We start from the raw sequence: 18,461 nt of genomic DNA on the forward strand, positions 1-18,461 counted from the left end.
ATTGCTCCCATGCGTGACGCTCCTCCGTTTTTTCTAAAACTTCAACCCATACGGTTCCGAGTGACGTCACCTCGGTACCCATGACCTCGCGCGTGCAATGGGTTGCGACTCAAAACGCGGGAACTTCAATGTCAAAGAAATCAAAAAAATCATTCTCTAAAATCCCCAATCCGATTTACTGAAACAATCTATGTCTTTCGATCCGACCCAAATTCACACGATCGCCGTCGACTTGGACGGAACCCTTCTCAATTCAAAAAGTAGAATCTCCCCTCTCACCCATTCGGTGCTTCAAAGCGCGATCGATCAGGGGAAGAATTTAGTGATCGCAACCGGAAGAAGATTTTATTCCACGTTCGCGTTTGCGAAAGAGTTCAAGGGAGAAGTTCATGTCGTGTCCAACAATGGGCAGATTCTTAGAAAGTCTCCGAACGCCGAAAGAATTTCGGAAAGTTATCTGGATCTCGAGTTGGTTCAGAAAATTCTTCTTTTGGGAAAAGAATTTCATACACCACCGATTCTTCACGTAGACAAGTTCGAAGAAGGAATCGACATGCTCACGGAAATTCCGATCACGGACGGAGCGTATCACAACTATTCGGGAGGAGATCATTCTCGAACAAGATCGATCGGCGATTTTCTTTCCGCCGATCTGGAAAAGATTTTGGTGATATGTTTTCTTTCACTTCGTAAGGAAGATCTGGATTCTCTGGTTCAAAAAATTTCTTCGTTGCCGGAGGCGGCGGAACTGCGTTGTATTCTTACAAAGATCCCGGGCGTTTCTTACTGCGTAGAGATCATCAACGTTTCCGTTTCCAAGTGGTCCGGAATTTCCCGTTTTCTTTCACTCAAAGGGTTGGACGGAAAGGGAGTTATTTCTTTCGGGGACGAACGCAACGATCTTGAAATGCTTCTTCATAGCGGAGCCGGGTTTGCGATGAAGAATGCGATTCCCGAAATCAAAAATACGGCGAGACACGTTACGCGATACAGTAACGAAGAGGACGGAGTCGCTCTTGCTTTAGTGGAGAATGGGATCGTTCTTTTTTGAAGCGGGGGTTATGTCGCAGTTTTTGCAGGCGCCGTTGTAACAACCGAAGTCTTCTTCCGAGTTGTCGGACGGTTTTTTTGTGAATTCTCGGATCACCGAGATCAAGGGGAAAAACAAACGAATCGCGGTCGCGCTTACGATCGTATATACGATCCAATCCTGTGTTTGTATTTCCAAGTGCATAAATCTAAATTGAAAATCAGTCTCAATAAAGTCAACAGAAACTTTTTTTCTGTAGTGACACTTCTTTGACAATCAAAGCTTTAAAACTGGTATAGTTCTTTTATCGATATGTGGTCCACTCTGCGAGTTTATCATTCTATTCAAAAGGATAGAGAGAATGTAGAGATTCCGGGTTCTTATTCCTGGATGACTTGTATGCGTACGATCTGGATCGCAGATAGTCGGATTCATGGCGAACCTTCTCATCAACCCTCTACTTTAGAAACCTATGACGGTTACGAAGGATATCGCTTTTTGCTCGAAGTCATTTCCGGTCTTCATTCTAGACTTTTGGGAGAAACCGAAGTCCTCGCTCAGTTTCGAGATAAGTTCAAAAATAATTCTCTCCCCTCTTCCGCTTTCGGAGAATATCTCGCTAAGTTCAGAGACAGTTTGATTCAGGATTCAAGAAGCATTCGTTCTCGTTATCTTCAAAACATCGGCGAACAGTCGTACGGCGGTCTTGCCAATAAATATCTCAAGGATCAAAACTCCGTTTCACTTTTGGGAACGGGACAACTTGCGGAGAAAATTCTCCCCTGGTTGAAAAACAGAAACGTTACCCTCGTGGGTCGAAACGAAAAACGTTTATTAGAACTTTCTAAAGAATCCGGTTGTTCCACAAAATTGTTAAGCGAATGGAATCCGTCGGACGGGGAAGCGATCGTGATCGCGGCTCCTTTGGACTTGGATTCCTATATGAATTCCATTGTTTCGGATACGGTCGTCGTAGACTTCAGGGAAGTTCCTTTGGAAAAAAAATGGCCGGATCAGGTTTCTTACGTTTCCTTTGCGGAGATGTTGGATTCTTTGCGTGAAACCGAAGAAAGGGCCATACAAATTCGGGAAAGGGTTCAGCCCGCTCTCGACGAACTCGTGGAAGAAAGGGAACTCGAAGCGCAACAGTTCATTTTCGGTTGGGAAGATCTGAATTGTCCCGCGTTCTGAAGATCGGTTCCCGCAAAAGCGCTCTCGCAAGACTTCAAACCTACCTTGTACTCGGTGCCTTAAGGGAAAAATTCCCGGACCTTCCGGTCGAACTTCATTTTAGAGAAGCTTCCGGAGATCAGGATCTGCAAACCCCTCTTTGGAAAATGGGAACCCGAGGCGTTTTCACTCAGGATCTTACAAAGGATCTCGTGGAAAAAAAAGTGGATCTGGTGATCCATTCTTGGAAGGATTTGGATCTTGAAGGTCATTCCGGCACGACGATCGTGGGAGTTTTGGATCGTGCGGATCAAAGAGACGTTCTTCTTTGGAAAAATTCATCTCTTTCGAAATATTCTCCCGAAGAATTGAAAATTCAAACGTCTTCTCCGAGAAGAGAATATAACCTTAAAAAATTCTTAAGTAAGTCCCTCCCCTCCCGTTATAAAAATTCGATTCTTACTTTTTTGCCCGTCCGCGGAAACATTCAAACAAGGATCCGCAAATGGAGAGAATCCGACGCGGACGGACTTGTTCTTGCCAAAGCCGCACTCGACCGTCTTTTGTCCGAAAGTTTTTTGAATTCTGACGAATTAGAATATCAAGAAATACGAAAGTTCTTAAGGGGTGCTCTCGCAGAATCCACGTATCAAATCTTTCCTCTTTCGTTAAATCCCACCGCGCCCGCGCAAGGCGCGATCGCGGCGGAATCCCGAACCGAAGACTCTTGGGTTTTAAATCTGATCCGTTCGTTGAGCAACACGGAAGTGGTTTCCGCGGTCGAAGAAGAACGTAAAATTCTCAAACGATTCGGCGGAGGCTGTCATCAGAAGATCGGAGTTTCCATTCTTCATAAACCGTACGGAAAAGTTTTGTATCAAAGAGGACTTACGGACGCCGGCGAAGTTCTGGAAATCGAGGAACAATTTTTCGTAAACTCCGCGCCGCCTGCGGCGGCGCTCTCAAACGCCTACCCGGTTCCCGGCGAAGCCGTAAAACAAAAAAGAATCCCATTAGATTCTTTGCATGGGTTTACGTTGTCCGCAGACGGTAAAGAAGATCGGATGATTCTTCCCGAAGAATTGATCGCCAAAGATTGGCTCGTAACTCGGGGCAACGCGTATCCGAACTTGGACCCGGCCCTGCAACACAAAGGGCTGATTTGGACTTCGGGTTTAAAAACTTGGTTTCAACTCAGCGAACGCGATATCTGGGTGCACGGTTCCTTGGACGCGCTCGGTGAAGAGGAACTTCCGAAATATTCCATTTTTGGAAAGTCTTTGGACTTCGTGAAGTGCACACACGTCGGTTCGACCGAAGTCGCTTCGGGGATCGAACGTGTTCTTACGTATCAAACTCAGGCGATGGAAGATTATCCCGATCTTTCCGAAAAGACGCACCTCTTTTGGATGAGCGCATCGCAGTTCGACAAAGCGCTTTCGCTTTTTCCGCAGATTCGAAATCGATTTCACGCCTGCGGACCCGGAATTACTTCCTCTCATATCCGAAAAGTTCTGGGAGAATCCGCAAACCTATCCATCTTTATACACTACGAGTCCTGGCTTGAGAGTCTCGGACTCAAAGAATTCAAAGGAAAAGAGCTTGGAAACCAAACAGAGAAGAATCCGTCTTAACGCCCCGCTCCGGGATCTTGCGTCTTCGGAAAGTTTAAATTCAAAAAAACTAATACAGCCTCTCTTTATCGTGGAAGGACTTAAGGAAAAGGAAAGAATGGATTCTCTTCCGGGAGTTTTTCGGGACACCGAAGCTTCCGTTTTGAAACAGGTGGAATCGGATCTGAAAGCGGGTCTGAAACACTTCATTCTTTTTTTGGTTCCTGAGCTCAAATCCAATACTGAAATTCCGAAATCTTTTTACGAACGTTCCATTTCATCCTTAAAGAAAGAATTTCCCGATGCTTTTTTGTGGATCGACGCTTGTATGTGTTCCCTTACGACTCACGGACATTGCGGGCTTTTGCATGAGGACGGAAGAATCGATAATCCTTCTTCGGTGAAACATCTTTCTCAGATCGCGTTGACGTATGCGCAGGCGGGTGCGGATGGAATCGCCCCGAGCGACATGATGGACGGAAGAGTCAAAAGTCACCGCGAGATATTAGATACATACGGATTTTCGAATATTCCAATTATGAGTTATTCTACCAAGTTTAAGAGTAATTTTTACGGACCGTTTCGAGCCGCCGCGGATTCCGCGCCGGGGCACGGGGATCGTTCCTCCTATCAAATCGACGTTCGCAATCGGGAGGATTCCATTCTTTCCTCGATCCGAGACAAAGAAGAAGGCGCGGACTTTCTGATGGTCAAACCGGGAATGACTTCGATCGATCTCATCGGTCCGATCCGCGAAAAAACCGGGCTTCCCACCGGTGCGTATCAGGTCAGTGGAGAATACGCTTCGATTCATTATCTCGCACAAAACGGGTTCTGCGATTTCGACGCGGCCTTGCGTGAAACCTGGCAGATCTTTTCCAGAGCCGGATCGGCTTATCTGATTACCTACGCCGCAAGAAGAGGCAAGGAGATATTATCTTGAGTCAACACACAACCAATTCTAAATTGATTTCCGAATCCTGGAAAGGAAAGAACTCGGATGAACTTTTTGAAAGAGCGAAGAAGGTTTCTCCGGGCGGCGTACATTCTCCCGTGCGATCGTTTCGTTCGGTCGGAGGCACTCCCGTTTTCTTTGCGTCCGCAAACGGAGCCACGTTAACCGACATCGAAGGAAAAGAATATATCGATTATTGTCTGAGTTTCGGGCCTTTGATTCTCGGTCATCGTGATCCTGAAGTGGAGGAAGTCGTTCGTGAAACCGCGGGTCTTGCTTGGAGTTTCGGAGCCGCGGAGCCATACTCTCTCGAACTCGCAGAGTTTATCACGAGCCAAATTCCTTGGGCCGAAAAAGTTCGTTTTGTCAACTCGGGAACCGAAGCCGTAATGAGCGCGCTTCGCGTTGCTCGCGCGGCTACCGGACGTGAAAAAATTTTAAAGTTCGACGGATGTTATCACGGTCATCTCGACGCACTTCTCGTAAAAGCGGGCTCCGGACTTGCCGGAGAATCCTCTTCCGACAGCGCGGGGATTTCCGCTACGGCGATCGCAAACACGCTCGTACTTCCTTTGGATGATGAGAAAGCCGTTGAAAAAATTTTTGAAACCGAAGGGAAGAATATAGCCGCGTTGATCATCGAACCTCTTCCGGCGAACTACGGACTTCTCATCCAAAGAAAGGAATTTTTAACCAAGATCGTTGAAATCGCAAAAAAACACGGCACGTTAGTCGTCTTTGATGAAGTGATTTCCGGATTTCGTACCGGATTTCAAGGAATGGCGGGTTTACTCGGGATCAAGCCGGATCTCGTAACCTACGGCAAGATCATCGGCGGGGGTTTTCCCGTGGGATGTTATGCGGGAAGAAAGGATCTTTTGGATCTGGTCGCTCCTTCCGGTCCCGTTTATCAGGCGGGAACCTTGAGCGGAAGCCCGTTCGGGATGAGAGCCGGGCTCGCGACTTTGAAAAAGGCGCAAAGGGATTCCGTTTATTCTGTGTTAGACGATCGGACCAAAATCTTAACAACCGAAATGATCCGTCTTCTGGATCGCAAATCCAGTCAAGAATGGGAGGCTGTAACCCATTCTTCCCTATTTTGGTTTCGAAAAAAAACGCAAGAACCGGTTCGAAGAATCGATCAAATCCCCGAAGGACACAAAGAAGGATTCGCAAAAGTATTTCATGCTTTACTAAAGCACGGAATTTATCTGGCCCCATCCGGTTACGAGGTGGGATTTTTATCTTGGGCGCACGACGATCGAGTCATCGCAAAAACTTTGGAGATAGCGGACAAGGCTCTGAAAGAACTTTAATGTCTTCTCTTTGGAAAAATTCTAGAATTCTTTTCGCGATCGTTTGGCTTTTGGTCACCGTCTCGCTCGGTGTTTGGTGGTTTTGGCTCGGACTCAAACTCACGAACATCGTCGCGGGGTTGAGCGCAAAGTTAGACGCTTCTTCCGCGTCGGAAAGTCTTTTGGTGTTGGAAAGACAAAGTAGAATGATCAAGATGGAAGGAACATTCTTCCTTTTGATGCTTTTTATCGGCGGTGTAACGCTGATATGGCTTTCGTATCGGGACATTCGAAGAAACAAAATGATTCACGATTTTTTTTCCACCGTGACACACGAAATGAAAACTCCGCTCGCAAGTCTTCGTTTGCAAGCCGAAAGTCTTCAAGAAGAACTTCCGAATCGTAACGAAAGTAAACTGATTCAAAGATTGCTAATGGATTCGGTGAGAATCGAATCGCAGATGAACCGCGCGATGTATCTTGCAAGTCTGACAAGATCCGAAATTCTTTATATAGAAAAAACGAATGTGCCTGAGATCTTCCTTTCGATCGCCGAGGATTTTCCGGAATTGAAGATCGATCTTTCGCATCTCGAAAACGTTTCGGTGTGCGCCGATCGAAAGGCTCTCGAAAGTATTTTTAGAAATCTCGTCGAAAATTCCATCAAACACGGAAAGGCTAGCCTATTCGAAGTCATTTCCGAAAAACAAAAAAACGATCAGGTGTTGATTACCGTAAAAGACAACGGAAGCGGGTTTGACGGAAAACACCAAGCGCTGGGAGTTCCGTTTCAAAGACACGGGAGCACGAGCGGAACGGGAATCGGCCTTTATATCATAAAAGAATTAACCAAGAAGATGAAAGGTTCCATGCATGTAATTCCACAAAGCGCCGGCTTTCGCGTGGACTTGATTCTTCCTGGCTCGGGAAAAGAGGACGGCCGAAGATGAAAGCCAAATTGCTGTTAGTCGAAGACGATCGTTCTCTCGGAGAAACTCTGCAAGAACGTCTTCAAAAAGAAGGTTACGAGGTTCATTGGACCGTTTCCGCGGTCTCCGCAAAGAAGTTGGTAAAGGACGAAAGACCTCATCTCATTCTTTTGGATGTTCGATTGCCGGACGGAGACGGCTTTACGCTCGCGGAAGAATTGAAAGAAACAAAGGATTGTCCTCCGTTTCTATTCTTAACCGCACAAGCCGGAGCGCCGGAAAGACTGAGAGGTTTCGAACTCGGCGCCGAAGAATTCATACCCAAGCCGTTTCATCTCAAAGAACTTTTAATCCGAGTAAAACACGTATTAGAATCTCATAAACATTCCATAGAGGAAACCAGATTTTTTTATAAAGACTACGTCTTGGACTTTCAAGGATTTCAAATCAAAAAAGAAAACGAAGAATTCCCTTTGTCCAAAAGGGATTGCGCCCTACTCCACTTTCTCGTAAGCGAACGAGATCGAACCGTAAGTCGCGCCGAAATATTGGATAAACTTTGGGGAGAAGAAAGTTTCCCCACAAACCGAACCATAGACAACTCGATTGTAAGACTCAGACAAGCCTTCGGAGAAGAAGGTGAGAAAGTCATACGATCGGTGCGTGGTGTCGGTTATCAATGGATTGGAGAAATCAAAGATGTCGAATGAGCGGTATCAAAACGCTATCAACGGAATTGCACAAAAGATTCCACCCGTTTGGATGATGAGACAGGCCGGACGTTATCATAAACACTATCAAACCTTAAGACAAAAACATTCTTTCGAAGAACTTTGTAAGATCCCGGAACTCGCGGCCGAGGTTGCGTTCGGACCCGTGGACGAATTCGATTTCGATACGGCGATTCTTTTTTCCGATATTCTTTTTCCATTGGAAGCGCTCGGCATGGGACTTCAATATACGGACGCGGGGCCCGCACTCGGTTTTGCGATTCGATCCAAAGATGATCTGAAAAAACTCAAGTCCGTGGAAGATTCAATTTCCTTTATGCAGTTTCAAAAAGACGCGATGCGTTTGACTCGGGAAAAAATTCCTAAAAACAAATCCATCATCGGGTTCGTCGGCGGGCCTTGGACCTTGTTTACGTATGCGGTTTCTGGAAAACACGAGGGCAATCTTTCACTTCCGAAAACTCTCACCGATGTCAGAAACGAATTTTTGGAAAAGATCGTCCGATTTTTAAAAGCGAACATCCAACTTCAACTCGAAGGCGGAGCCGAGCTGATTATGATCTTCGACACGGCCGGAGGGGACCTTTCTCCCGAATTTTTTCGCGAGATCGTGATTCCCGGAGTAAAAACCTTAGCCGATAGTTTTCCTGGAAAAGTCGGATATTATGGAAGGGGAACTGCGTCTCCGCACTTCAATATGATCCGTGAGATTTCCAGCCTTGCCGGTTTCGGTTTCGATCATCGATGGGATTTAAAAGACGTTTTAAAAACCGAAAGAAGAATGGTCCAAGGAAATTTTGATCAGACCTTATTGTTTATGGAAAGGGAAGAATTTAAGAAAACCCTAATAAACTTTTTGAGGCCCTATCGCGATCTTTCTCCCGAAGAAAGAATCGGTTGGGTATGCGGGCTCGGACACGGAGTGATGCCGAAAACCCCCGAAGAAAATGTGAAAACGTTCGTAGAAATCGTAAGAGAGACATTTCAATGACAACCGCAAAAGAACTGATTGCAAAGTATGATATACCGGCGCCGAGATACACGAGTTATCCAACGGTGCCTTATTGGTCCGAAAATCCGACCACGGAAGAATGGTTGGACAAAGTAAGAAATCGTTTGAAACCCGAGAATTCTTCCCTATCACTTTATTTGCATATTCCATTTTGTGAATCCTTGTGTTCGTTTTGCGGATGCAACACTTCGATCACAAAAAATCATTCCGTGGAAGACCCGTATATAGAGGCGCTTTTGTTGGAATTCGCCAATTATCTCGAAGAGGTTCCCGAAATCGGAAAACGCGAACTGAAAGAACTTCATCTCGGTGGAGGAACCCCGACTTATCTTTCCGAAAAGAATCTGGAGTTTTTACTCGATTCTATATTAAAAAGAATGAATGTATCCTCCAAGCCGGAGTTTTCTTTGGAAGTCGATCCGCGCAGAACCAGAGATACACAACTCAAGATTCTTCACGATTTCGGTTTCAGAAGAGTGAGCTTGGGAGTTCAGGACTTCGATCCGGAAGTTCAGAGATTGATCAATCGCACCCAACCTTTCGAGATGACCGAACGTATCACGGAACTTTCCAGAAAGATAGGATTTACTTCGGTGAACTTCGATCTTATCTACGGACTTCCGAAACAAAATCTTGAAAACATGAAACGCACCGTGGAAAAAACTCTCGAGCTTAGACCGGATCGGATCGCGTTCTACAGTTACGCACACGTTCCTTGGATCAAAGCCGCACAAAGATTGTTTACCGAAGCGGATCTTCCTTCGGGTTCCGAAAAACGCGAGTTATACGAGGTTTCTAGAGAGATGTTTTTGAAAGCGGGTTATCTCGAAATCGGAATGGATCATTTCGCTTTGGAAACGGATTCGCTTTCCGAAGCCGCAAAAAACGGAACCTTACACAGAAACTTCATGGGTTATACCACAAAAACCACGGACATGCTTTTGGGGCTCGGAGTTTCCGCAATTTCGGATAGTTGGGATTGTTTTCATCAAAACGAAAAAATCGTAAAAAAATATCAGAAACATATCCACGAAGAAGGTTTTGCTACACTTAGAGGACATAAACTAGACGCCGAAGATTTGGAACAAAGAACGTTAATTTTGCAATTATCGACAACCGGAAAGGTTATAGTACCGGAGCAAATTTTGCGGGATGTGAGGCTGTATTTGGCCTCCATGGAAGACGATAATTTAATCAAGTGGGAAGGAAATCTTCTCACTTTGACCGAAAAGGGTTGGCCTTTTCTCAGAAACGTTTGTACGGGTCTGGACCTCAGATTGAGGAGAAAAAGCCCGGAATCGAGAGTTTTTTCAAGAGCGATTTAAAGGGCATTCGCTCCGTTTTCGGTCAAAATTTCGTCCAATAATTTATTGATAAGGAGTGGCGATTCTTGCTAGCGGGGGTCGTATACTTTATAGTAGGAAGGACCGTTTTGATTTCATACTTGAAAAACCTTTTTCTGATTTTCGCATTATTCTTTATCATCACATTCTCCGTTTTTTCGGAGACTGTACTTTTGCACGAGGGCGGAAGTTTTCGCGGAAAAGTAGTCACACAAAATCAAAAGACGATTACGATTCAAACCAAGGAAGGCAAACGAGTCGTACAGAAAAAAGAAATCTTAAAAGTCATCTATAAGGATATCGACGAAGAAGAGGAAGAAAGAATCCGCAACGCCGAAATCAAAAGAATGGAAGACGAAAAACTTTCCAAACAAAGAAACTTCGAACTTCAAAAACAACACGACGAGGAAGAACGTCTTAGAAAGGAAAGAGAAGAAGCCGAAAAAAATAAGCCTCTTCCACCCGCTCCTCCTCCAAAACCCGCGGTATCAAAAACCGGCGCGCTTGCAAGATCGGCGATTCTTCCCGGTTGGGGACAATGGGCGAGCGGAAGACAATTCGCCGCGATCATCTATCCTACTCTTTTCTTAGCCGCGGGTTACGCGGTATATGAGAATAATCGCAAGTATCTTGCCGCTAAAAAAGACTACGAGGGTTACGGAAATCCGTATTCTCAGGATTCGATCACACTCGCGGCTCTCGGTATTGCAAATCCTCAATTGGCCCCCGCGCTTTCGGATCCGGTGGCGTTGTATGTTTACAACCAACAGTTCAGTCCGTATCAGGATAGAAGAGAAGCGGTCGATAAGGCTTATAAAAATCTTCAAACAAGCATCGGAGTGTTGGCGGGAATTTATCTGATCAACTTAGCCGATGCGTTTATCTTCGGCGGACAAATTTCCTCCAAGGTCGGAATCTCGGACGGAGCCTCTAAGGGATTGATCTTCGATTACAATCCGATGGCAAACTCGGGAACTTTCAACGGAGGAGCGGCATCCTCTTCGACTTTAGAATCCAAGTATACATTCGGATATCGATACCAATTTTAAAAAGATTGCTGATTTACAATCTTTAAGGTCTCGGCAAAAATAGATCCGTGGCCATACAACAACCGGATCATATCGTCGTCGGCGCCGGGTTCACCGGACTTCTTTACGCTACACTTTCCGTTTTAAAGGGAGAATCGGTCCTTCTCTACGAAAAGAAAAATCGTCCGGGAGGTTTGATACAATCCGTACAAACTCCTTTCGGACTTGTTGAAACCGCGGCAAACGGAATCTTAAATTCGTATCGGCTGGAAGAATTTGCGGCCGCGCTCAATTTAGAAATCATTCCCACCCAAAAAACCTCTAAAAAAAGATATATCTGGAAGGACTCTTCTCCAAAACGAATCCCTCTTTCTTTTATGGGCGTCTTACGCCTGTTATACGGACTCTTTTTCTTGCCCGCCGGCTTGCAAAGGGAAGAATCCGTACATCATTGGGGAACTCGCGTACTCGGAGAATCGGCCGTCCGTGACGTGTTGGCTCCGGGGCTCGCGGGAGTATATGCAGGAAATCTAAAGGAGATGTCCGCCGAGTTGGTAATCGGTAAATGGATCTCCTCGAACGAGCCGCTGTGGAAAAATCTGCGCGCGGCGATGCAAAAGAAAAAATCGGAACCGAAGGTTCCCAGACAAAGAAAAGGAACGGTGAGTTTTCGAGGCGGACTCGGAGAGCTTCTAAACGCGATGGAGGCTAAGATTCAATCGTCTCCCGATTCCAAAATTCTTCGATCGGAAGAATCCCCTGCCCTATCCGTTCTTCGAAAAAGATATCCGAAAGCAAGAATCACATTGGCCTGCGGTTTGGAATCGTCTTTAAAAATTTTAGCTTCGAGTATTCCCGTTTTTAAACGATACGAAAAGGTATGTAGAACTCTCGGAGTCGTAACCGCGACGAGGTTCGGTAACGAATCTCTGCTCGGTAAGAAGACCGGCTTCGGAATTTTATTTCCACCCGAAGCGGGTTTTCGCGCGAGAGGGGTATTGTTGAACTCTTCGATTTTTACGGGGAGGGTTACGGACGGTCATTATTCGGAAACGTATATTTTCGGCGGAGCCTTGGATCCTGAAATATCCAAAATGAAAGAACAGGAAATCGTTTCTATCTTGGAAGAGGATCGGAAAAAGATCACATCGCAAATCGCGACACAAAATTCCGCGCCTCTCAATCACTATGTTACGATTTGGAAATCCGCGCTTCCGGTTTATGACGCGGCCCTTCTTGAGTTTAACAAGGAGCTGGATCGAAGTCTTCCCGAAGGAGTTTTCGTGGAAGGAAATTTCCGATACGGGATCGGGCTCAGCGCGATTTTGGAAAGAGCTTGGAACGTTATGCGAAACGGCAAGGCATGCTGACGAAACTTTCTAATAATCGTTCTCTAAATTAAGAATTGATCGTACATTCTCCCGATTTAAAATCCGGTTTATGTCCGCCTAACTTCGCGCAAAGACATTCGTTTTTCGGCGCGAGGGTAGATTCAAGGCTGATCTTTGCCATAGCTTCTATGAATTTCGGATAAATCCCCGGCGCCGGAATTCTATGATATTCGCCGATTCCGTTTTCATGCGCGACTTCTTTGAGTTGTTCCCCGATCTCTTCCAGAGTTTCCAGATGATCGCTTACGAAGCTGATCGGATATACGGCTACCCTTTTTACTCCGTTCTTCCCCAACTCTTCGAGCATGTGGATCGTATTCGGTTCCGTCCATTTCGAAGGCCCTACCCTACTCTGAAACGAAGTATGACATTCTCCTTTAAATCCTTTTTCGCGAAGAAGTCGTTTTAAATTTTGCACATTGGTTTCGATCTCTTCCCTATAACGATCTCCTTTTTGGATGAGCCTCAGAGGAATTCCGTGTGCGCTAAAAACGAGCTCGATCGTTTCCCAGTTCTCTACTTTGCCGAATGATTCGGAATGTAGGAATTCGTTCGCGTTCAACTTACCTTGAAAGAAATCAAGAATCAAATCCCGAATCGCCTCCAAATAGATCGGAGAAGAATGAAACGGCGCCACCCAACCTTCTTTGTTTAAAGGACAGGTGCCGAGGGTTTGTTCCACGAGTTTAGCCGTGCTCAAAACGGTGGATCTTGAAAAATGAGGATATAAGGAAAGAAGAATGTTGTTTTCGGAAGGAGTAAGAGTTTCTCGTTCGAGTTTTCGAATATCCGGATAACCGCAGGTCATCGTGATTTGACCTTCCCATTCTTCGCCCGTAATTTTTTGAAGCTCCTTCGCGATCGCGTCCGCCTGTTTTGCCGTTTCGGATACGATCGGAGAACCTCCCCCGAATCCCATCGACTCATAGGTGCGAGCGACTTTCGGCGCTCTTTTTTTCGCGATCCATCGAGCCAAGGGTCTTCTGATAAGCTCGGGAAGAGGAAGGTCGAATACGAGCGGGTCTTCAAAAAGATCGATCAGAAACTTTTCGATTTCGGATGTGTTGCGGGGGCCGCCCAGGTTGATGAGAAGAATTCTTTTTTTCAAACCGGTGATTCCTTGTTAATAGAGAAAGCCGGTAAGAGACAGTTCCACGTTCCATTCTTTTAGGTTCATATAATTCTTATATTGTCCTAAGTGTTGGGAAAGAATGTCGTTGTAGCTGAGTCCGCCCTTCGTTGAAAAATGCCCGTCTCCGAAAAGTCTGTGTTCGTTGAGTTTTAAGAATAGAACGTAATTCCCGAAAATTCTTCCGGCTCCCATATTGAAGTCTACTCCGAAACCGGAAACGTCTCCGATAAAATTGAGAGCCCTTTGATAGTGAAAGTCGCGGAAGTGGCCGCTCCAGAAAATTCCGGAAAGAGAGGTTTCCCAAATCCATTCTCCGTTGGAATATCTGTAGCCGAGTCCCAATGGAAATTCATAAGTGGAATAGGAAAGACTCAAACCCAATCCGATTCGGTTTAAAAAAACCGGGTTTGCGTCGAAAAACTGAAACACGTCGTAGAGGACGTATTTCATAAACGTATATTGAAAACCACCGGTGAGATAAAGACCCTTTCCTTCTTTTCTCGAATCCGGATCGCCGTCTCCGAAATATCTTCGGAGTATCAAGGATTGTCTGTCCTGTTTCATCGAGAGACGACCTTTCCCGTCCGCAAAATTGCGCGATCCTATAAACGTGTACGGCGTGTCGTAATACGAAAATTCTCTCGTTGAAATTTTGGTTCCTCGTTCAACCGTCGGGTCGCCGAGATAAAAGTCTTCGTCCCGTCCCTCGCCCGCGTTTACGTATCGGCCGGTCGTTTTTAAGTTAAGGTCCGCTTCCCATTTTTTCCAACGAAGCGTGAACCCGAGTCCTCCGTAGTTGAAGTCCCTTTGATACGTGATTCTCGAGCCGCCTCTGAGTCCCGAAAGATTCGCGTATTTTGTTCCGGTTTCGAAGATGTTGTCGCCTCCGTTTCTTCCAGCAAGAACGGTAAAGGAGGACTGACGGATCAGCTTTTTAAAAAAGGTTTCTTCTTCGGCGATCGGCTTTTCCTTTTCGAGCGGAAGTCTTGGAGGTTCCGGTTCCGCCGCGTTAAAAGTCTGCGCTTGGATCGAATTGAAGAAGGAAGAATTTATGATGAAAAAAACTAAGGTGGTATTGACTAAATGTTTTTTTGTATTCATAAGCCTGTTTTTATTTTTGAGCTAAGGCCGTTTGCGAAGGGTGAAATCATTTCACCCTCAAATAGTCGCAAAAGCGGATCAAGGCAGAATAGCCGCCCTACCCTACTCACGCAATTCCGTTTTTTAGCGGTATGAAATCCATGAGACATAGTATTGAATTGACATCGATCCCGCATTCGGGCGATTCTGATTCGGAGAGTTCTTTCATGAGTTCCAAAACTCTAACAACCCGCCAGATTTTAGATGAGTACGAAATTTCGTCCGAGGAAGAATTTTTGTCGAAGGTCAAGGAATGGAAAATTCCTTCATCGGGAAAGGGTAAATACGATCGGGATACGATCGAAAAATACTTTCAGAAAGCGAACGAAGCCGTTTACGATTCCGCGATCATCGCCGTTTCCAATCAAAAAGGTGGAGAAGGTAAAACGACCGTTTCGGTTTGTCTCGCAGAAGCGCTTTCCAAATCGGCCCCCGTTCTTCTTGTAGACTGGGACGCGCAAGCGAACATCACTCAACTTTTTTTCGGCTCCGTGGAAAGATCCGTTTTTCATTCCCTCGGCTATCGAGGCGAGGAACCGGTTCCGGTAAAGGATCTTTTGGTCCAGCTTGCTCCGGGGTTGGATCTGCTTCCGTCGTCGATTCATCTCGCGAACTTTACGACTCCCTATGAAAGAGACGACTTCGAACTTCTCAAGGATGCGCTCAAACCGATTCGTTCTTCGTATAAATACGTCATCATCGATTGTCCTCCTTCTCTCGGCTTGATTCTTGAGAATGCACTGATCGCGGCCGATCACGTTTTGATTCCGATTCAGACGAGGGCTTTTAGCGTTCAAGGTCTCAAGGATCTTCATTCCACCATTCTAAAAATTAAGAAGAAGGCAAATCCTTCGCTCAATCTTCTGGGCGCGGTTCTCAATCAATACGAGGACGCGCGCGCACTCGCGGGGCTTGCCGACGCGATTCGAAAGTATTTCGAGGTTTTTAACACGGTCGTTTACAGAAGGGAGTCGATCCCACAGGCCCAGGCGAAGAAAAAACTTTTGGGAGAATACGACGGCAAGGCCATGCAAATGTTTTCATCGCTAGCCGACGAATTGATAGAGAGGATTTCAAATGGCTAAACGTTCCGATTTTGCGGGAATGGATCTTCTTACCGCGTTCGGTGAAAAAGAATCGGCCAAAGCGGAGATTCTTCTTTCCGATATTGCGCCGAACCCGACACAGCCGAGGGTTTTCGGTAAGGAGGAAGTTTCGGATTTAGTCGAGTCGATGAAACGTCTCGGACTCATCGAGCCGATCGTAGTCAGAAAGTCCGGCAAAAAATATCAGATCGTGGCCGGCGAAAGAAGATTTCAGGCGGCAAAGATTCTCAAGTGGAACTCGATCGCCGCGATCGAAACGTCCGCGTCCGAAGACAGATGTTTTGAAATGGCGCTCGCAGAAAACGAAAAACGAAAAAGTCTCAACCCTTGGGAAGTCGGCAGAGCGATTCAGTTCTTGAGAAAAGAAAAACGGAAAACCGCGGAGGAAGTCTCCAAGGTTTTGGGTTTTACCGAACGATACGTAAAACAACTCAGTTCGATCGCAAGACTCGATCAAAAATCCGTAGCCGATCTTATCAAATCGGGTAAGGACGCTTCCGTTAAAAATCTGGAAGAACTTTTAAAACAAAAAGAAGGCAGAGGGGGTGAAATGATTTCACCCCGGAAATCCGCGCCCGCAAAGGTGACGGTTCAGTTGTCGAAGTTGACTTCACAACAAAGGGAAAAATTCCTAAAGGAACTTTCCACGCTTAAAAAGAAATACGGAATCAAAGACTAATCGATTCCTCTAACAACGGAGAAAACATGAAACTCGCAATCATTGCCGGTCCACACCGGAAGGTATCCCAGTCCGCAAAGGTCGCAAAATGGATGGGAAACCGTCTCGAATCTTTCGGTCACGAGGCTTGGGTTCTCGATTTGGGAAATCATAAACTTCCAGTATGGGACGATTCCTTTTGGGACGGCGGGGAAGAATGGGATAAAATTTGGAAACCGATCGAAGCGGAACTCAAAAGCGCGGACGCATACGTTTTTGTTACGCCTGAATATTCGGGGATGGCTTCTCCCGGTTTGAAAAACTTCATTCTTTATTGCAATACGGGCGTGGTCGGTCACAAACCAGTTTTGATAAGCGCGGTTTCAGCCAGTCGAGGCGGAGCTTATCCGGTCGCGGAGTTGCGCATGAGCAGTTATAAAAACACGAAACTCTGTTATATTCCGGAACATATCATCGTTCGCGACGCGGAACACGTTTTGAACGGCCCGGAATCGACGAGCAACGAGGATTCGTATATCCGGAACAGAATCGATTTCGCTCTGAAAATTCTCGTGAGTTATGGAGAGGCGTTGAAGACCGTTCGCGACTCGGGTGTGACGGTTAAAAAAGAATTCTCAAACGGAATGTAATTCGAAAGTGGTCGGAACCCCGGCCACAGTTCTAACTCGCAGAGTTCCCGCGTTTTCCCGGTTTGAAAACCGAATCCAACACTTTCGTAACGGCGAGCCAAACGCCGAGCGGGAGCGCCACGTTGACGAAGCCGACAACCGGAATCAAAAACCAGGCGTAGTTCCGACCCCATTCGAACGGGCTCCAAGCGTGCATCAGATGAATCAAAATCGGATGCAGAAGAAAAATTCCCATACTGTTTTTGCCCACAAACGCAAAGGTGTGGATCCAGTTTTTATGTCGCTTTTGTTCCTGGACCTTTTCCGCCCAAAAGAAAAGAAACAGAAAGGCCGCGAGAGGATAAAAGATCAGGTGATTGGAAGAATCGAACTTCCAGAGATAACCCGCCACAAAAACCCCGATCAAATAGATCGAAAGGCCGAAAAAAAGAATTCTTCGAAGGGAGTAGGGGAGGGGGGACGACTTCTCTTCCGAAAGAATCAGAAAATTTTTCGGTTCTTTGAACCACTTCCCGGCTAACAAGCCGAAGACGAAAAAGAAAATAAAACCCGTAAAAAGAATCGGCTCGATCGTTTTGATCCAAGCGATGTCCGAATAACGAAATACGTGGTTCGATACGAAGTTCAGTATAAGCGCTATAAATAAAAAGTATAAAACCGCCTTTTTCGTGTTAAACTGGCCGAGAAAGCGGTCGCAAAAAGGGAATATTACATAAAACGAAACCAAAAGGGGAACGAAATAATAGGGCGCGCACCAGGTTCCCAAGGCGATTCCGATTAAAAAATCCCCTATGTCGGGTAGGGTTCCGAGTTTTACATAGGCCGCTAAAAGACTTACGATGAAATATGGAAGTAGAAGTGAAAGGAACTTGGGTTTCCAGTAGTCTCTAAGGTTTGTAGGCTTTAAAAAAATTCCGGAAGAAAGGATGAAGGCCGGAACTCCGAAACGGGAAAGATTGGATAGCGCGAGGGTCAACGCGGACGCGTTTTCATTCGGACCGAAGTATTGATAATAGGAATTCACGTGGATAAAAACGATACCGGTGATCGCAAGTCCCCGAATGAAGTCCACTGACTCGCTTCTCCCACCCGGAGTTTGATTTTTCGGAGGAGATGAAAAAAGAATCCGAGAAGGTTTATCGGAAACAATACAGGCGAGAATCAGGATACAAAGTCCGAACGTATCCATAAAAAGAGAAAGGTTGAAAATCATAAAAGAGTGTACTTTTCCGGGGTAGAATTAATATTCATCTGTCAATATGCGATTTTTTGGTAAAG

Annotated in this window: 17 protein-coding genes and 1 pseudogene; 14 read left to right on the forward strand and 4 right to left on the reverse strand. The window is 45.9% G+C overall.

What is annotated here, in order from left to right; genetic code table 11:
- Positions 1 to 128 precede the first annotated feature (128 nt).
- A pseudogene (locus CH367_RS10155) lies at positions 129 to 1,051 on the forward strand (Cof-type HAD-IIB family hydrolase).
- On the opposite strand, the gene CH367_RS10160 reads toward CH367_RS10155, so the two are convergent.
- Positions 1,022 to 1,234 (reverse strand): hypothetical protein, encoded by a 213-nt coding sequence (locus CH367_RS10160; protein ID WP_100762406.1) that lies wholly within the window; start codon positions 1,232 to 1,234, stop codon positions 1,022 to 1,024. The pseudogene CH367_RS10155 and the gene CH367_RS10160 overlap by 30 nt on opposite strands.
- A gap of 108 nt (positions 1,235 to 1,342) precedes the next feature.
- Here CH367_RS10160 and CH367_RS10165 point away from each other — a divergent pair, with 108 nt between their 5' ends.
- The 10 genes from CH367_RS10165 to hemG all read left to right on the forward strand — a co-directional run bounded on the left by CH367_RS10165 (position 1,343) and on the right by hemG (position 12,476).
- Positions 1,343 to 2,221, forward strand: coding sequence for a Rossmann-fold NAD(P)-binding domain-containing protein (locus CH367_RS10165; RefSeq protein ID WP_100762407.1), 879 nt, complete (start codon positions 1,343 to 1,345; stop codon positions 2,219 to 2,221).
- Positions 2,206 to 3,834: a type 2 periplasmic-binding domain-containing protein gene (locus CH367_RS10170; protein ID WP_100762408.1), complete on the forward strand. Its 1,629-nt coding sequence runs from the start codon at positions 2,206 to 2,208 to the stop codon at positions 3,832 to 3,834. The genes CH367_RS10165 and CH367_RS10170 overlap by 16 nt, the downstream gene beginning before the upstream one ends.
- Positions 3,803 to 4,756: a porphobilinogen synthase gene (gene hemB, locus CH367_RS10175; protein WP_100762409.1), complete on the forward strand. Its 954-nt coding sequence runs from the start codon at positions 3,803 to 3,805 to the stop codon at positions 4,754 to 4,756. The genes CH367_RS10170 and hemB overlap by 32 nt, the downstream gene beginning before the upstream one ends.
- Positions 4,753 to 6,084: a glutamate-1-semialdehyde 2,1-aminomutase gene (gene hemL / locus CH367_RS10180; RefSeq protein ID WP_100762410.1), complete on the forward strand. Its 1,332-nt coding sequence runs from the start codon at positions 4,753 to 4,755 to the stop codon at positions 6,082 to 6,084. The genes hemB and hemL overlap by 4 nt, the downstream gene beginning before the upstream one ends.
- Positions 6,084 to 7,013 (forward strand): sensor histidine kinase, encoded by a 930-nt coding sequence (locus CH367_RS10185; protein ID WP_100762411.1) that lies wholly within the window; start codon positions 6,084 to 6,086, stop codon positions 7,011 to 7,013. Before hemL ends, CH367_RS10185 begins: the two co-directional genes overlap by 1 nt.
- Positions 7,010 to 7,702 (forward strand): response regulator transcription factor, encoded by a 693-nt coding sequence (locus CH367_RS10190; protein ID WP_100762412.1) that lies wholly within the window; start codon positions 7,010 to 7,012, stop codon positions 7,700 to 7,702. Before CH367_RS10185 ends, CH367_RS10190 begins: the two co-directional genes overlap by 4 nt.
- Entirely contained in the window at positions 7,692 to 8,714 is a 1,023-nt protein-coding gene (locus CH367_RS10195; RefSeq protein WP_100762413.1) for a uroporphyrinogen decarboxylase family protein, read from the forward strand. Before CH367_RS10190 ends, CH367_RS10195 begins: the two co-directional genes overlap by 11 nt.
- Positions 8,711 to 10,060, forward strand: a complete 1,350-nt coding sequence (gene hemN / locus CH367_RS10200; RefSeq protein ID WP_100762414.1) for an oxygen-independent coproporphyrinogen III oxidase — start codon at positions 8,711 to 8,713, stop codon at positions 10,058 to 10,060. The genes CH367_RS10195 and hemN overlap by 4 nt, the downstream gene beginning before the upstream one ends.
- A gap of 107 nt (positions 10,061 to 10,167) precedes the next feature.
- Entirely contained in the window at positions 10,168 to 11,127 is a 960-nt protein-coding gene (locus CH367_RS10205) for an LA_0442/LA_0875 N-terminal domain-containing protein (protein WP_100762415.1), read from the forward strand.
- 47 nt (positions 11,128 to 11,174) lie between these two features.
- Positions 11,175 to 12,476, forward strand: a complete 1,302-nt coding sequence (gene hemG / locus CH367_RS10210; RefSeq protein WP_100762416.1) for a protoporphyrinogen oxidase — start codon at positions 11,175 to 11,177, stop codon at positions 12,474 to 12,476.
- Positions 12,477 to 12,504: 28 nt separating this feature from the next.
- Here hemG and hemH read toward each other — a convergent pair whose 3' ends face one another.
- Both hemH and CH367_RS10220 read right to left on the reverse strand, forming a co-directional pair.
- Positions 12,505 to 13,605: a ferrochelatase gene (gene hemH / locus CH367_RS10215; RefSeq protein WP_100762417.1), complete on the reverse strand. Its 1,101-nt coding sequence runs from the start codon at positions 13,603 to 13,605 to the stop codon at positions 12,505 to 12,507.
- Between the two features lie 15 nt (positions 13,606 to 13,620).
- Positions 13,621 to 14,730, reverse strand: coding sequence for a putative porin (locus CH367_RS10220; protein ID WP_100762418.1), 1,110 nt, complete (start codon positions 14,728 to 14,730; stop codon positions 13,621 to 13,623).
- A gap of 206 nt (positions 14,731 to 14,936) precedes the next feature.
- Between CH367_RS10220 and CH367_RS10225 the strand changes: the two genes are divergently transcribed.
- Genes CH367_RS10225 through CH367_RS10235 form a run of 3 tightly spaced genes read left to right on the forward strand, consistent with a single transcriptional unit; the run spans position 14,937 to position 17,183 of the window.
- Positions 14,937 to 15,854, forward strand: a complete 918-nt coding sequence (locus CH367_RS10225; RefSeq protein ID WP_100762419.1) for a ParA family protein — start codon at positions 14,937 to 14,939, stop codon at positions 15,852 to 15,854.
- Positions 15,847 to 16,554 carry a ParB/RepB/Spo0J family partition protein gene (locus CH367_RS10230; protein ID WP_100762420.1) on the forward strand — a complete coding sequence of 236 codons (708 nt, stop codon included), beginning with the start codon at positions 15,847 to 15,849 and terminating at the stop codon, positions 16,552 to 16,554. Before CH367_RS10225 ends, CH367_RS10230 begins: the two co-directional genes overlap by 8 nt.
- Positions 16,555 to 16,580: 26 nt before the next feature.
- Complete coding sequence (locus CH367_RS10235; RefSeq protein WP_100762421.1) at positions 16,581 to 17,183, forward strand: NADPH-dependent FMN reductase; 603 nt, start codon at positions 16,581 to 16,583, stop codon at positions 17,181 to 17,183.
- 31 nt (positions 17,184 to 17,214) lie between these two features.
- Here CH367_RS10235 and CH367_RS10240 read toward each other — a convergent pair whose 3' ends face one another.
- Positions 17,215 to 18,396 carry an acyltransferase gene (locus CH367_RS10240; RefSeq protein WP_100762422.1) on the reverse strand — a complete coding sequence of 394 codons (1,182 nt, stop codon included), beginning with the start codon at positions 18,394 to 18,396 and terminating at the stop codon, positions 17,215 to 17,217.
- Positions 18,397 to 18,461: the final 65 nt, after the last annotated feature.

Source organism: Leptospira barantonii (genome assembly GCF_002811925.1).
In the GTDB taxonomy this organism is placed as follows: Bacteria; Spirochaetota; Leptospiria; order Leptospirales; family Leptospiraceae; genus Leptospira; species Leptospira barantonii.